General features: G+C 46.5%; 7 protein-coding genes and 1 riboswitch. Of the genes, 6 read left to right on the top strand and 1 reads right to left on the bottom strand.

Going from position 1 to position 16,468, the window contains the following annotated elements:
• The first annotated feature begins 3 nt into the window (after positions 1-3).
• The gene (locus ACQ5BJ_RS12505; protein ID WP_262866434.1) at positions 4-1,110 is read left to right on the top strand and encodes a hypothetical protein; all 1,107 of its coding nucleotides are present in this window, start codon (positions 4-6) and stop codon (positions 1,108-1,110) included.
• A 363-nt stretch (positions 1,111-1,473) separates the two neighbouring features.
• Positions 1,474-2,307, top strand: coding sequence for a YdcF family protein (locus tag ACQ5BJ_RS12510; RefSeq protein ID WP_238555746.1), 834 nt, complete (start codon positions 1,474-1,476; stop codon positions 2,305-2,307).
• 128 nt (positions 2,308-2,435) lie between these two features.
• Here the strand turns inward: ACQ5BJ_RS12510 and ACQ5BJ_RS12515 are convergent, their stop codons facing one another.
• Positions 2,436-3,485, bottom strand: a complete 1,050-nt coding sequence (locus ACQ5BJ_RS12515) for a 2,3-butanediol dehydrogenase (RefSeq protein ID WP_430110798.1) — start codon at positions 3,483-3,485, stop codon at positions 2,436-2,438.
• Positions 3,486-3,753: 268 nt separating this feature from the next.
• Here ACQ5BJ_RS12515 and ACQ5BJ_RS12520 point away from each other — a divergent pair, with 268 nt between their 5' ends.
• The 4 genes from ACQ5BJ_RS12520 to ACQ5BJ_RS12535 all read left to right on the top strand — a co-directional run bounded on the left by ACQ5BJ_RS12520 (position 3,754) and on the right by ACQ5BJ_RS12535 (position 16,460).
• Positions 3,754-4,782, top strand: a complete 1,029-nt coding sequence (locus ACQ5BJ_RS12520; protein WP_163975338.1) for a LacI family DNA-binding transcriptional regulator — start codon at positions 3,754-3,756, stop codon at positions 4,780-4,782.
• Between the two features lie 359 nt (positions 4,783-5,141).
• A complete protein-coding gene (locus ACQ5BJ_RS12525; protein WP_289356517.1) occupies positions 5,142-8,252 on the top strand; it encodes a copper amine oxidase N-terminal domain-containing protein in 3,111 nt (1,036 codons plus the stop codon).
• A 556-nt stretch (positions 8,253-8,808) separates the two neighbouring features.
• Positions 8,809-8,895, top strand: a riboswitch (cyclic di-GMP riboswitch).
• Positions 8,896-8,978: 83 nt separating this feature from the next.
• Positions 8,979-9,698, top strand: a complete 720-nt coding sequence (locus ACQ5BJ_RS12530; RefSeq protein WP_268621922.1) for a 4'-phosphopantetheinyl transferase family protein — start codon at positions 8,979-8,981, stop codon at positions 9,696-9,698.
• Positions 9,699-9,725: 27 nt separating this feature from the next.
• Positions 9,726-16,460 carry an amino acid adenylation domain-containing protein gene (locus ACQ5BJ_RS12535; protein ID WP_430111055.1) on the top strand — a complete coding sequence of 2,245 codons (6,735 nt, stop codon included), beginning with the start codon at positions 9,726-9,728 and terminating at the stop codon, positions 16,458-16,460.
• The last annotated feature ends 8 nt before the right edge of the window (positions 16,461-16,468 follow it).

Genomic DNA, 16,468 nt, shown 5'->3' on the forward strand with positions numbered 1-16,468 from the left:
GTTATGAACACGAAGCTAGCAAAAACAAGAAAGGCATGGTTTACTGTAATGCTTACCTTCACGCTTACTTTAAGCTTGTTTGTCAACTTATTTTCAACGCCAGTGATTAAAGCGGCCAAGGACGCAGAAGGGAATGAAATGGATAGCACTGCGATGGCTCGAAGTGACCTGTCAACAAGCAATATGGTGTTTTTATACAGCGGTCATTTTGGAGACGGTCAACATTACATTCCCTATGAATCGACAGAGCTCGATCGGTTGGATACGGTGAGGCAATTTGTTATTGCGATAGATAATAAGACAAATAAAATTGATAATTATAGAGAAAGAAATTTGATTGATGATGTAAATGAAACGCTGCGGACAATCGTGGATACGAACAGCGAATATAGCGTGCTGGTTCCTCTTCCGGCACACGATGTATCGAGTAAGTTAGACGTTGATAAGTTATTCGATGAATATGTAAGCTATATAAAGGCATTAAAACAAAAAATAGGTTCAAATTGGGACTCGGTAACGGGATTTTATTATCCTAACGAAGCCATATACTTCTATGGGACTCAAAATTACTGCTACTCGCAGCTTAAAAATCAATCGCAAGTTCAATTGTTGAAAAAACTTTCGGAGTATATAAAGAACAGTGACGATGTAGACAAAGCAACTTCTTTTGCATGGGCTCCATATTATGGTTTTGGTCCTAACAGAGAAAAAATAGTGGAAACAATTGCATACATCGTGGACGAGACAACGGTCTTTGATTACGTATATATTCAACCCCACTACTATTTTGACAATGACTACAAAATAAATTTGCAGCCGATTTACGATAGCGTGAAAGAAGGAAGAATATATGGGGATGGCGGTCGGTTGGTTGCAAAGAATCATTTAGATAAAACGAAAATCGGAATTCAAATGGAGATTGATTATAAGTATTTTACCGATACAGGGCACAGAGAAAGGTATGACCAGACAGTTGATAAATTCAAGGATCTTTTAGGCGAAAAAGGGCGATTCAGCTTTTACATAGGATCGAAAGGCTTGATAAATAAATATAGTAATCCATATTTCAGAGAAACACTAGATAAAGTGAACGAATTCTATACAAATTGAGTTTATATAAGCCGATTCTTTTATTGAAGGAATCGGCTTTTTTCATTTTTGAGGCAGAAGATAGCTGGGACTTCCAACATACTGTTAAGGGATGATGATGCTGGGTATGTTTTAGAGCGATTCATTTTCGATATTGAATGGTGAAAAAGGTATGCAAGAAGGAATGAATTGCTTACAATAGTAAGGTTGGGAAAGGAGTGTATGATGAGTTTTTTTAGCTTGATATTATTTGCCCTGTTTGTTTTTTTATTTATAAGGGAAAAAAGGCGTATTAGTCTTTCATTCCTATTCATAGCAGCTTTAGCGAATTTAGCGCTGAGTCTAGTGGCGTTCTCCAACCAGATTCCATGGGTGAACCTAATTGTGGCCGCGGCTATCCTCGCCTCTGTTCCTTTGAGCGTACTGTTTGTGACCATATATTTGCTGCTTAACGGACGAATCATGTTGAAGAAGGAAAGCAAGAAGCTCGCGAATATGCTGTCATTATTATTGAGTCTCCTGATATTTGCGATGATCGGGATGTTTTTCTACATTTTCTTTATTTCTTATAATGATAAATTTGCGATTTTTTATATCGGGACGCTGCTTATCTTCATGTATTTTTCCTTTGTGTTCGTCAGCTTCCTAGCGTATGCAATTTTTTATCACTACTGGAGAATATGGTACAAGCCTGATTTCATTATCGCGCTTGGCTCCGGCTTGATCGGAGGGGATCGTGTTCCCCCGCTGCTTGCGTCACGCTTGGACAAAAGTATCGAGCAATATCGGAAGTATGATGAAGAGCCTAAAATTATTGTGTCTGGCGGTCAAGGACCGGACGAACTGCTCAGTGAAGCGGAAGCCATGAAGAACTATATTGTGGGGAAAGGAGTACCCGAGCAGGATGTGCTGATCGAGGACAAATCACGCAACACGATGCAAAATATGCTGTTCTCGAAGGCGATTATGGACTCCATCAAACCAGATCATAAAAGTATATTTGTTACAAACAATTACCATGTCTTCCGGGCAAGCATTTTTGCGCGGCTCGCGGGATTGAAGAAGTGCGAGGGGGTAGGCGCGAAGACGGCAAGATATTATATGCCAAGTGCTTTCATCCGCGAGTATATTGGCATCATCATGATGTACAAATGGTGGCATCTCGCAGTGGTATCGCTGATCGTATTATTTACCGTCATGTTGCTGAGAGTGCTGTAAATGATGGGTGCGATATGAAAAAAGATCGAGCCGGGGAACTAATTCGCTTAGTACCCTGACTCGATCTTTTATGTTTCATAATCATGATTTTGAAGTGTACCGGCATAAATCGCTTCTGTAATGACGTATTATTGCGGCTTCACCATAATCTTCACTTGGTTTTTCTCTTTCAAGAGTGCCTCGAAGCCATGATCGACGACTTCATCCAGTTGAATGCGCTTCGTCACCAGCTTCTCTGCTGGGAAGTAGCCTTGCTCCATCAATTTGATAACCGCAGGAAATACATTGCGGTAACCGATGATGCCTTTCATCGTCCGTTCTTTCGTCACGATGGCATTTGGTTTAATGGCAGCTTCTCTTTCGAAAATGCTGACAATCATTACTTCGCCGCCAAGTTTTGCTGCGTCAATTGCATTGTTCAGCACTGCAGGAACTCCAGTTACTTCATAAGCGACATCTACACCGCCGCCTGTCCGTTCACGAAGCTCCTTTACGACATCGACTTGCGATGGATCAAGCACAATAGCTCCCAGCTCAGCTGCTTTCTGCTTCCGCTGTTCAGATAATTCAATCGCATAAATTTCCGATGCGCCGGCTGCTTTCAATGCCTCAATAACAAGCAACCCGATTGGGCCTGTGCCGAATACGGCTGCACGATCCCCGACCTGAAGATTACTTTGACGAACCGCATAGAGCGCTACAGCGGAAGGCTCAACAAGCGCGCCTTGCTCATACGATACACTGTCCGGAATCTTGTGCACCATGTGCTCGTCTGCTGCTACATATTCCGAGAATCCGCCACCGCCGCCTGCCAGACCAAGGAAGCCCATTTTATCGCACAGATTGTACTTACCTTGCTTGCAGGCCTCGCATTCGCCGCACGCGAAAATCGGTTCTACAACAACCCGGTCGCCTGCTTGGAATTTGGTTACGCCTTCGCCGACCTCGACGACATGTCCGGAAAATTCATGTCCCATAACGATAGGAGCTTGTTCTCCTGTTAAGGGATGGGGAGCGCTATTTGAAATGAAGATCGGTCCCGCTGTGTACTCATGCAGGTCACTGCCGCAGATGCCGCAGCATTCGACTTTGATTTTTACCTTGCCTTTGCCGGCTGCTGGTTCTGCAATGTTCTCCACGCGCAAATCTTTAACGCCATGCCATCTTAATGCTTTCATATGTTCATCTCCCCAGAAGTATATGGATAAAAGGTTGTTCAAAACGCACAGTTTTGAACACGAATCGAATATATGAATTGGAAACGAGCAATACTTTTCGGAAACGTTTCCGATATTAAATATGTCACACTATTAGCGTGATGTCAATCACAGTCATTTTTTGTAAGGGGATCAGGTGAATAATGTGAATCCAGATGGTATGATACAGGCATAAGGTTGGTTGAGATGGTGGAAGCAATTCCAACAGTTACGGGAGGAAGATACAGCAGTGGTTCAGAAAAAGGTCACGATTGAGGACGTTGCGCGGCGGGCAGGAGTTGGATTGGCAACCGTATCGCGTGCGATTAACGACGCGGAGGGCATAAGCCCGAAGACAAAGGCGAAGGTGATGCAGGCGATCGAAGAGCTTGGCTTTGTACCAAACTCTTTCGCACGAAGCCTTAAGGTGCGGCAGACGAAGCAAATTGCGCTAGCAGTTCCCGATATTCGGAATGCCTTCGTGCCGGAAATTGCCTATTCCGTAGAGCAGGCGGCTAAACATTATGACTACCGGGTTGTACAGATTAATACGCTGGGCAACGCGAGAGCGGAGCTGGAGATATTAAGGGAAGTAAAAAAGCTTCATGTGGATGGCCTGATTGTGCTTCCGCTTGCTTATCCTGCCACACTGCCTGACTTGATTAACAAGTCGAGCCTTCCGATATCCGTTATTAACTACGGGAAGAAGCTCGGGGACGATGTGAAGGCGGATATTGTCAGTTTATCGACACAAGAAGGCAAGCTAGTGATGGAGCATTTTATGAATATCGGACGGACACGAATTGCATACGCTGGAGCACCGAAGCACATCATTGAGGAGCGTTTCTTTGCCTACGAAGATGCCCTGCCGCAAATAGACAGCTCTTTGATCTATTTCGGAGATGATTTTTCAATGCAAACCGGATTAAAGGCAGCAGATTATTTTGCAGGTCTAACGAAGATGCCGGATGCGATTTATGCGGGCAATGACATGATTGCGATGGGTCTGCTGAACCGGTTTAAGGAATTGGAAATTCGTGTGCCAGAGGACATTGCAATCGTAGGCATCGATAATATTTTATGGGGGACGATTACAACGCCTCGGCTCAGTTCAGTATCAATCATGGGGGCCGAAGTAGCTAGGGTAGCGACAGAGCTGCTGCTGAACCGAATCATTGAACAGAAACGCGGTGTATATGAACGTGTACAGTTTGAACCCCGTCTTATTGTAAGAGAGTCGAGTGTGGCGATGACGCGCAGCTCACAGCAATTGGACTGAGATTTGGATAAGGAAGAAAGAGGAAGGTATGGTAAAGGCGGATGATGGGATGGATATCATGCTGGCCAATTTGTTGCAGAAATACAGCGACTTCGGATGGCTGTGCAGAGTGGATGAGTGATTCCGCGTAATATGCACGGTTGAGCAATTGTAATACACCGTTGGAACATGGGTTGTAATAACCATGTTTAGCGGTTTTTTTTTGTTTTTTAATGCTGTAAAAATCAGCATTCGAAACATTGACACAAATTTGTCACATTTCAGCGCGAAACCATAAAACATTTTCCTCTATTGGATCATCTAACATAAAGGCGGAAAATTCATACTTGGATATGATTTCAACTTAGGAGGGTGAAAATGTGAAAAAGCTAATATCAGGTTTTGTTGCGGCAGCACTTGGCTTTACGCTGGTCATGCCTGTACCGGCGCAAGCTGCGCCTGCAGCTTACACCGTATACGTGAATGGGAGCAGTATTAGTACAGGTCAATCGCCTGTTTACACGCAAGGCCGTGTGCTGCTTCCCATGGCGGCTATTTTCCAGGCGCTTGGCGCCAGTGTAAGTTACGATTACAAAACGAAGAAGGTGTCAGCTTACAAGGGAGGAACCTCGGTAATTTTGACCTTGGGCTCCAAAGCGGCAACGGTCAATGGAAGAACTGTCTATATGGATGTTCCAGCTAGAGCAATGGGTGGCAGAACGATGGTTCCGGTACGTTTCGTAAGTGAATCATTGGGTGCTACAATCACTTATGACAACAAAACGAGAGTCGTTCGCGTGACTTCTGGCAGTTCGCCGACATACCCGGATCGCCCGACGTACCCGGATCGTCCAACAACGCCTGACTATTCCGGTAATCTTCAAGGCGTAAACTATGTTACGGTTCAAATCTCCGGTCAGTCTGGAGATGCCAGCGATATTCGAGTGAGCTTCTCCAAGGAGAGGAATGAATATAATCTTGATCATTATCGCGTCATGATTGTTAAAGCTTCAAACTCCTTTAATTTGAACAAAGCACGCTCCGTATCTTCCAGCAATTATACCGTAGTGAACAAAAACGCTGACGATCCTGTAGTCAAATTGGATTCTCGCGCCCGTGACGTAGATGGAGACTATATTCGCACGAATGTGAAGTATGAAGCTTATGTATTGTCAGTGGGCAGATCGAGTAACGATCAGGTGCTTTCTAACTCATCTTCTACCTTTACGTTAGGCGATAATGCAGTTGCAGCGGCGACGAATGTGCAAGTGCGCAATGTGGCGAATTATAACGATGGCCGCGATATGCAGGTTAGCTTTACTCGTCCATCTAACGACAGTCAAATTCAAAATTATCGGATTATGGTCGTTAAAACGAAGGATGCATCTCGTTTCGATGCTTATGAAGCAGACCGCGTATCCAGCCAAAATTATACCACTGTATCGAAGTCCAGTAACTATACGTTGACGACAACATTGAGTTCGACGGCAAGAGATACATCAGGTGACTATATCCGTAAAGACGTGTCCTATACCGTATTTGTCGTATCTGTCAGCAATACGAGCTCGTATAGCAACAAGCTGTCCTCCAGCTCATCTTCGATCACGCTTGGACAATCAGCTGGTGTTCCAGTGATTACGAAAGTTAGCCAAGTGGGCAATTATGGAGATGGCCGCGATATTCAGATCAGCTTTAATCGCTCTTCCGATGAATCGCGCGTAAGCTACTACCGGATTTTTGCAGTGAAATATTCGGATGCTTATCGCTTTGATTTGACTGAAGCAAACCGGGTTTCATCCAGCAATTATTATGATGTCTCGAAGAATGGCTATAGCATTACTTCAACATTGCCATCTAATATGCGTGATGTGAATGGCTCATTAATCCGCAGAGGGGAAACGTACCGTCTGTTCGTCATGTCAGTTTCGAATAGCAACTCTGACTACAATGCATTGTCGGGCGCATCCGATTCCATCAATATTTCGAATAACTCAACGGTATACAATGCTTCCAATGTAAGAGTAAGCGATGTAGGAGATTATAATGACGGCCGCGACATGATGGTTACCTTTAATCGTGCATCGGATGAATCGAATATTAGCCAGTATCGCATCATGGTTGTGAAATCAAGCAGATCGTATCGCTTTGATGTATCTGAAGCGAACAACGTATCCAGCTATAACTACACGTCAGTGAACACGAATGGAAGAGACATCAGCCTCAAGCTGAGCTCTACTGCTAGAGACGTAGATGGCGATCTGATCCGCAATGGAATCAGCTACCAAGTATACGTGCTTTCGGTTGGACGCGGCAGCTATGTGAATTCCTTGTCCAGCTCTTCAGATTCGATTACATTGTCTAACAATTCGACGGTCTATCCAGCAACGAACGTATCGGCGAGCAGTATGGGCGGCAATTACAATGATGGACGGAACATGGGGGTAACATTCAACCGTGCCGCAGATGAATCGAATGTGAATCATTATCGTGTCATGGTTGTGAAGTCTTCCAATGCAAGCCGTTTTAACCTGACGGAAGCGAACAGAGTAAACAGTTGGAACTCGACGGTCGTGAATCGTAATGGCAGCAGTTTGTCAACAGTACTTGGTTCGGATGCAAGAGATGTGGATGGTGCGCCAATTCGCAACGGTATTAGCTACCGGGTCTTTGTGCTCTCTGTAAGCGCGAATAATCAAGCGAACAATGCGTTGTCTGCTCCATCTCCTGAGGTTACGCTCAGAAGCAATGCCTCAGTTGATGTTGTAACGAATGTAGAAGCGAAGATTATTGGCGGAAACGGCAATGCCAGCGATATTGAAGTGGGCTTTGCTGCATCATCCAACAATTCTTATGTTAATGAATACCGCATTATGGTCGTTCGTGCTGATCAGTCTTATGCCTTTGACACATATAGTGCGGGACTTGTGAGTTCATCAAGCTATATTCGGGTTGGAAGCCAAAGTGGCTATGTGAGACAATCGCTGACAAGCAGCTTGCGTGATGTTCAAGGGAATGTCATTCAAAAAGGTATTGCTTACCGGGTCTTTGTGCTTACGGTAGCTGACAATAGAAGCGGCTCCTCGAATGCTTTGTCTTCGCCTTCTGGTGAATTTTCCTTGGTAGATCAATCCGTGCAGGCCCCTACGAATGTGTTTGTGGCGAGAGAAGGAGCGAATGAATTCAAGGCCTACTTCTCGAAGCCAAGCAGCGACAACGGAATTGCCTATTATGGAGTAATGGTCGTTCCTTCCGTATCGGCAGATTCATTCAACCTGGATCAGGCGAATCGTGTGGGAGGAAATAATTATAAATTGGTAAGCGTGTCGGGCGATGGATCGACCATGTTCTCGTTGTCCGATAATGATGTATACGGAAATCCAATTCGCACTGGTGTTGCCTATAAAGTATTTGTGGTGTCCGTAGCGGATGGACGATATGCAACGGTTAATGCTCTCTCAAATGCCTCTAATGAAATCATTGTTGGAAACTGATAGTAAATCAAGCCAATGGCAAACAGACTGAACGGCATAGAATAATAGCATTTTATAAGAGCCTCGAATGCATTTCGAGGCTCTTATGCATTCATAAGGGAATTATTTTAGGGATAAGAGGGATTTTTATGCTGGTATTCAATGATAAGGAGTAATTTTAACATTAGGTCTTCAATCGACAATTTTGTCGAATGAAAAAAGGAGAGGAAACGAATGGAAATGTTAGAAAAAACGCAGTTTAGGGGTGTTTTTGTCGGAAAAAAGTCGAAAAAACACTTAATTACAACTAAAAAATGACAAAAAATGATTGTCCGTGTCGAAAATTTGAAAATTGATATGAAAAGGTATTAATCTTTTCATTTAAGCAGCCGATATAAAATATGGGTCTGTAGTTGGATAATTATGAACAGGTATCCAGCATGCTGATATGTAATATGTACTTTAGACCTAATCACGCGATACATGTCACAAGAACTAGTGCGTAAACAATGTTATGACATTCTTGCCTGGTAATCGATTTGCAACAATCAATGGAGACATCAAGAAGAACAACATCAGGATTAAAAGGCAAACCCAGTCGAAAGTTGGGGGCGCAAAGCCTCGGGCCTAACGTCTATTGGATTATGGCAGCCGGGCTGCCATTCGAGTTGCGGTAACCAAACAACGGTTATTTGGTGACAAGGCTATTCCCAATGGCCTTTTTTTTGCGCACAAAGGTTGGGGTAAATGATGGAAATTGTGTTGCTGAAGTGGGACGAATGTACTTCCTATAAAAACATAGCTTCGTTGATGGATCGATTTATCCCGTATGTTACGCCTGAAAAATACAAACGGTTAGACAGACTTCGAGAGCGTAAAGATCGTTACCGCGTGGTTGCAGCTGATATATTGGCTCGCATCCTGCTCTCTCGAGCGCTGAACCGATCGAACGACGAGATTGTTATTCGTACTCATTCATTCGGCAAGCCGTATATAGAGGGCAACCCGGTATTTTTCAACATCTCTCATGCCGGTGCATTCATTGCAGTGGCATTGGATAGAGCGCCAATCGGGATTGATATTGAGCAAGCAGGGGAATGGAGCATGGATGTGGCTAGGCTGATATGCTCGCCGCGTGAGCTGGAATTGCTTGCAAATACGGACGACTGCCGTGCGCGTCAGGAATTGTTTTTTTACATATGGACGGCTAAGGAAAGTGTGTTGAAGGCAATTGGTGTAGGTCTCAGTCAGCTTCCAAGCACTTTCGAAATCGTGCAGGAGACAGCCGTACCTGTACAGCGTAATCAATTATGGAAAGTTAATCATTATTATGTAAAGCAATATGTCGTTCCTGAAACAGGCTATTGTATGACTGTGTGCGCACAGCATATGGATTTTGCCAAGCAAATAGAGTACATCACATGGGAGCAGTTGACTCATTGGTTTATGAAATGGGTTGGATCGTGATAAAGGAGAGGACGAAGATTGGCTTTCATGGAATTGACAGTAGAACGATTGACAGGCTATGACGCACATTCTATTGAGCTGCCTGAGGAGACGTTGCGTCTTCTGAAGGATCATTCGACCGAGCATTCGGTCAAGTTGGAATCCGTCATATGCGGAGCGTGGGCAACGCTGTTGTCTCGTTTCTACAACTCACAGCAAGTAACTCTTCATGCCGTTCAATCGAGTAATGGCAATGGCAATCATACCGTAGTCAGCCAGGATGACGTGACCATGCAAGGAATTATGAACATTCATAACAGTTTGTTGGCTTGCACAGAAGGGCGTAACCTGACTTGCTCTGAAATAGGAATAGACAGCGATGTAGCAACATACTGCTGGTACGGAGCAGATGCTCAACCGATGCTTCCGGAGGGGACACAGGAATGCGGTTTGCATTGCTGCATCCAATCTGTTGATGGAGTTGGTTCGACACTGCTGTTTACCATGTACTATAAGGAAAATCATTTCCAATTATCGACGGTGGAGAAGCTGGCGGAGTATTTCCTGCAACTGTTGCAGGAAATGGTTAAGCACCCTCAGAAGCGCATTGGCGAACTGGAGATGTTAACGGAGCAGGACAAGCACCAGTTGATCGAAGGAATGAATCAGACTCGGGTAGATTACCCGCATACATTTACAGTTCCGGCACTGTTCGAGGAGCAGGCGCAGCTTCATCCTGACCGGGTAGCTGTAAAGGAAGATGGCCGTGACCTGACATATCGTGAGCTGAATGTGCGTGCGAACCAATTAGCGCGCAGATTGCAGAGTCGGGGCATTGGCCGTGAGCATTCCGTCGGGATTATGGCAGAACGAAGTGCGGAGATGGTTATAGGGATATTGGCTATCCTCAAGGCAGGGGGAGCTTATGTACCTATTGATCCGGATCATCCTCAAGATCGCATTCAGTACGTTTTGGAAGACAGCCGCACGAAGCATGTGCTGTTAAGCCGTTCATCACAGGCGGATTTGCCTGCTAACATGGAGCTTATCTATATTGATGACCCGACACTTGCTGATGAGTCAGGAGATAATTTGGCATCTATCAATCAGCCGGAAGATCTTATTTATATTATTTATACATCTGGATCGACAGGACGGCCTAAGGGCGTTATGGTTACCCATCGCAATGTCGTTCGCCTAGTTAAGCGAACGAATTTTGTGAAGTTTAACGAAGGCGATCGAATTTTGCAAACGGGGTCATTGGTGTTTGACGCCTCAACATTTGAAATATGGGGCTCGTTGCTGAACGGCTTAGGTCTGGTTCTCATAGACAAGACAGTCATATTAGATGCAGAACAATTAGAGCAAGCACTCGTTCGCCACGGTGTAACGACCATGTTCTTAACAACAGCGCTTTTCATTCAATTGGTGGATCGCAATCCACGCATTTTTGCGCCTTTGCGTCAATTACTCGTAGGTGGAGAGCTGATGTCGCCGAAGCATTTCTATCGTGCAGCCAAGGAGTGTGCACCGATCGACATCTCGAATATCTATGGGCCTACGGAAAACACCACCTTCTCGACTTCCTATCTGATGAAGGAGGAAGGAGAGGGCACGATCCCAATCGGTACACCGATCACGAACTCAACTGCCTATGTCGTAAATAATTATGGCATGCTGCAGCCGATTGGAGCTGTAGGAGAGCTGTGGGTTGGTGGTGAAGGTGTAGCACGCGGCTATCTGAACAAGGAAGAAATGACGCGCGATAAGTTCATCGATAGTCCATTTGTGACTGGTGAGCGCATCTACAAGACGGGTGACCTTGTTCGCATGTTGCCAGACGGAAACCTGGAATTCGTGGGACGCAAGGATCATCAGGTAAAAATTCGTGGCTATCGCATGGAGCTTGGCGAGATTGAAGCGCAAATTCATACGCATGAACAGGTAACGGAAGCATTGGTTGTTGCCTTCGAGGAAGCGCCTGGTCAGAAGGCGCTATGTGCTTATATTGTCGCAGATGAAGATATGACAGCCGCTATAATGCGCGAGTATTTAGCCCAGCATTTGCCGGAATTCATGGTGCCAGCTTACTTCATGTTCTTGGAGCGGATGCCGCTGACGATCAACGGGAAGATCGATCGGGCCAAGCTGCCTCAGCCTGAGAAGCAGGAGCGCATGTCCGCTAACTATCAAGCGCCGACAACGGCGACTGAGAAGAAGCTGGCGAAGATTTGGGAGGAATTGCTCGGAATATCCCCAGTCGGTACGGAGGATCATTTCTTTGAAATAGGCGGACACTCCTTGAAGCTGGGGCAGCTGCAGGCACGTATTTCGGCTGAATTCCATGTCTCGTTATCCTTTAAGGATTTGTTCTCTAATCCATTTGTCGGCAAGCTTGCTGCACAGATTGATGGAGGAGCGGAAGCTCAATTTGAGTCGATTGCGCCTGTTGAAATGAAGTCGCACTATTGTCTCGCTCCAGCACAGACGCGGATGTTCGCTCTTCAACAGCGAGGCGGTGTCGGCATGGCTTATAACATCCCGCTTGTGTATGAAGTGAACGGCCAGTTGGACACTGATCGGCTGAAGCAGGCATTGAATCAATTAGTCCAACGGCATGAAGCGTTCCGGACTTCGTTCCACTGGGAGCAGGATAAGGTAGTGCAGAAAGTGCATGCAGCGATCGAACTGGATGTGCCGGTCATGGAAGCGGAAGGCCGTTCGGCCGGCGAACTAGCGCAAGCATTCGTTCGCCCATTTGAGCTGGATAAGGCACCGCTTTTGCGAGCTGCTATTGCGAAGCTCGCGCCTGAACACTATGTGCTGATGCTGGATATCCATCATATCGTATTTGATGGGACATCACTCAGCGTCTTTGCAGAAGAATTGGCGGCGCTGTATGAGGGTGAGCAGCTTGCGCCAATAACGCTGCAATATAAGGATTACGCAGAGTGGCAGTCTGCACGTGTGCAAGATGAGCAAGAGCATGAGCCTTATTGGTTGAGCGTTCTAGAGGGTGATATACCACTGCTTGATCTCCCAACTGATTATCCGCGTCCTCAGGTGCAATCGTTTGAAGGGGACATGGTACGCATTGCGTTGTCCGCGGAGACAGTGGAAGGGTTGAAGCAGCTTGCTCTTCGTCAAGGCACTACGCTCTATATGGTGCTCTTATCGGTATACAATGTACTTCTGTCCAAATATGTGGACAAAGAAGACGTCATTGTAGGCTGTGCGGTTGCCGCGCGGACGCATACAGATGTTGAACGAATGATGGGCATGTTCGTCAACACCCTGCCAATTCGCAGTTATCCAGAGGGCGGCAAGGTCTTTGCACAATATTTGAACGAGATGAAGGATACGCTCCTGCTCGCCTATGAGCATCAGGATTATCCGCTCGACAGTCTAGTAGAACGGCTGCAGCTGAAGCGGGACTTGAGCCGCAACCCGCTGTTCGATACGGTATTTGTTATGCAGAATATGGGCAACATTTCGCTGCAAGCAGGCGATGCAAGCTTTACACAGCTTCCTTACCATAACGGCACGTCGAAGTTTGATTTGACGCTGGAAGCGATTGAGCAGGAAGAGGAGCTCGCATGTAACTTTGAGTACTGCACGAAGCTGTTTGCACGCACCACGATTGAGCGATTAGCGAGCCACTTCGAGCAGCTTGCGATGCAGGTTGCACAGCAACCGGACAGCATTATTGGCGAGCTTGATCTGCTTACTAAGCAGGAACGCGAGGAAATTGTTCATACGTTCAATGGCACGACAACGGACTATCCACGTCATGCAACTGTGCACAGCTTGTTCGAGGAGCAGGTTCGTTTGACGCCTGATCGTATTGCACTTGTTGCCGGTGAACGAGAGTTTACGTATGCGGAGCTTAACACAGAAGCCAATCGATTAGCTCATTATTTGCGGGAGCAAGGGACAAAGGCAGAGCAGCCTGTAGGGCTATTCACGGAGCGTACCCCAGAAATGATTATTGGTGTGCTTGCGATCTTGAAGGCGGGCGGGGCTTACGTGCCGATCGATCCTGACTATCCGCAAGAACGCATTCAATATATGCTGGAGGACAGCCGTGTTGCCATTGTATTGACGAGCGACCACTTGGCAGAAAGATTGCCTGATGGACTAAGAAGCATTGGCTTCACAGATTCGGCACTGTCAGCTCAACCAAAGGACAATATCGAGATCGTTAATGAACCTGATCACCTCGTGTACTTAATGTATACATCCGGATCAACTGGCAAGCCAAAGGGGGTTATGGTAACCCATCGCAATGTCGTGCGTCTTGTGAAAAACACGAATTTCGTGTCGTTCCAAGAGAATGATCGTATTTTGCAGACCGGTTCTCTTGTATTCGATGCCTCGACATTCGAAATATGGGGAGCGCTGCTCAACGGCCTTCAGCTCGTGCTCGTGGACAAGCCAACGATTTTGGATGCAGATCAATTGGAACAGGCAATTGTACGGCAGGGCATCACGATGATGTGGCTGACCTCACCGTTGTTCACGCAGCTTGTGGAGAAGAATGAGCGTCTGTTCAAGCCTGTTCGTACGCTGCTTGTTGGCGGCGATGTATTGTCGCCGAAGCATATTTATCGTGTGCTCCATCATTGTGCGCCGATTCAAATCGTGAACGGCTATGGACCGACGGAGAATACAACCTTCTCCTGCTGCCATCAGATTAAAGCTGAACAGAATGGTTCTATTCCAATCGGAGCACCGATTGCAAACTCGACGGCATACGTCGTGAACAACTATGGCAAGCTTCAGCCAATTGGCGTTGCCGGCGAATTGTGGGTAGGCGGCGACGGGGTAGCGCGCGGCTACTTGAATCGCGAGGACTTGACGATGGAGAAGTTCATCGACAGTCCATTCAAGGCGGACGAAAAGCTGTATAAGACCGGTGACCTTGTACGCTGGCTGCCAGACGGTACGGTTGAATTCCTAGGACGCAAAGACCACCAAGTTAAAATCCGCGGCTATCGCATGGAGCTTGGCGAGATTGAGGCGCAAATACGTACGCATGAGCTCGTGAAGGAAACGCTTGTGACCGATATCGAGGAATCACCAGGACAAAAGGCACTGTGTGCTTACATCGTAACTGAAGGTACAGTAACAGCAGCCGACATCCGACAGCATTTGCACTCGCATTTGCCGGATTATATGATACCGACCTATTATGCATTTCTTGAGCAAATGCCGCTTACGACGAACGGCAAGATCGACCGCTCGAAGCTTCCTGCACCAGCGAAGCAGGAGTGGACAGGAGCAGGCTATGTGGCCCCAGAGAGCGAAATGGAGATGAAGCTCGCTGAGCTGTGGCAGGAGCTTTTGGGAATAGCAACTGTCGGCGTATGTGACAACTTCTTCGAGCTTGGCGGCCATTCCTTGAAGGCGATCACGCTTGTCGCACAGTTAAAGCAGGAGTATGAAGTCGATGTGAGTGACGTATTCGCTTATCCAACTATCCGGCAATTGGCACAGCGGATGAAGTATCGTCCGAACCATATGAAGGATAAGCTGGAGCGCATTCGCGCGATCTATTCTGATGCTGTAACCGCAACAGAAAATGAGACTCACACAGAAGCATGGGAGCAATATCGGAGCCGCAACGAAGCGTACAGTAAGCGGGATATTGCGCAGCAGTTGACATATGCCAAGGTTCTGCTTACAGGTGCTACAGGATATTTGGGTGCATATTTGCTTCGTGATTTACTGCAATATACATCCAGCACGGTTGTAGCGGTTGTGCGCGGCACATCTCCTGAACAAGCACGCGACAGACTGAATGAGAAGCTGGCTTATTACTTCGGCGACGATCTGGCAGCAACGTACGGGCAGCGGATCGAAATCGTAAATGGCAACTTGAGTGATGAACATCTCGGACTTGCACCAGAACAATATGCTAAGCTGGCAAATGAAGTCGAATGCATCATCCACGCTGCGGCTAATGTCAAGCATTATGGACACTATTCGGAGTTCGTTTTGAATAATGTCACTGCAACAGAGCATTTGCTCGAATTAGCTGTGCAAGGGAAGAAGAAGGCATTCCATCATGTCTCCACGATGTCAGTCGGCATGGGAACGATCGAGGGCAGGGAAGATGTTCTCTTTACGGAGGATGACTTGAATATCGGTCAGGTGCATGACAATTATTATGTACAGACGAAATTCCAAGCTGAGCAGCTAGTTGAACAGGCGCGTCAGAAGGGGATAAGCACGAATATTTATCGAGTCGGGAACATTGTGTGCCATTCGGTTAGCGGCCAGTTCCAAGAAAATATTCAGGACAATGCGTTCTATAAAACGATCAAGTCCTTCATTCAATTGGGCGCTGTACCGGCTTCAGGCCAAGATACAGACTTGTCCTTCGTAAATCAGGTAAGCCGAGCCATTGTTACGCTGCATGACAAACCAGCACTGCATAATGACATATTCCATATCTACAACCCTCACCGGATCAGTATGTCTGACATGCTGTCTGCGCGGGAAGATGTTCAGGTAGAGAAGCTGCCAATGGCCGAGTTCCTCTCTTATTTGTTCGAACGATATGAAAAGGGCGAGGATCTTGAAGCCGTGGAAAATGTGATGCTCCATAACGGCTGGATGGATGAGGGATCTGCACTTACAGCGTTTGAGCATACCGCAGAGCGGACGACAGCCTTATTGGGAGCATTAGGCTTTGCTTGGACTATACCGGGTTCAGAGCAAGTGACAAGCTTGCTGAGACACGGATTCGACGTTGGCTTCCTGACGCATTCCGCGAAGTAGAGAATCGT

The organism is Paenibacillus sp. B1-35 (assembly GCF_050474385.1).
In the GTDB taxonomy this organism is placed as follows: Bacteria; Bacillota; Bacilli; order Paenibacillales; family Paenibacillaceae; genus Paenibacillus_B; species Paenibacillus_B alvei.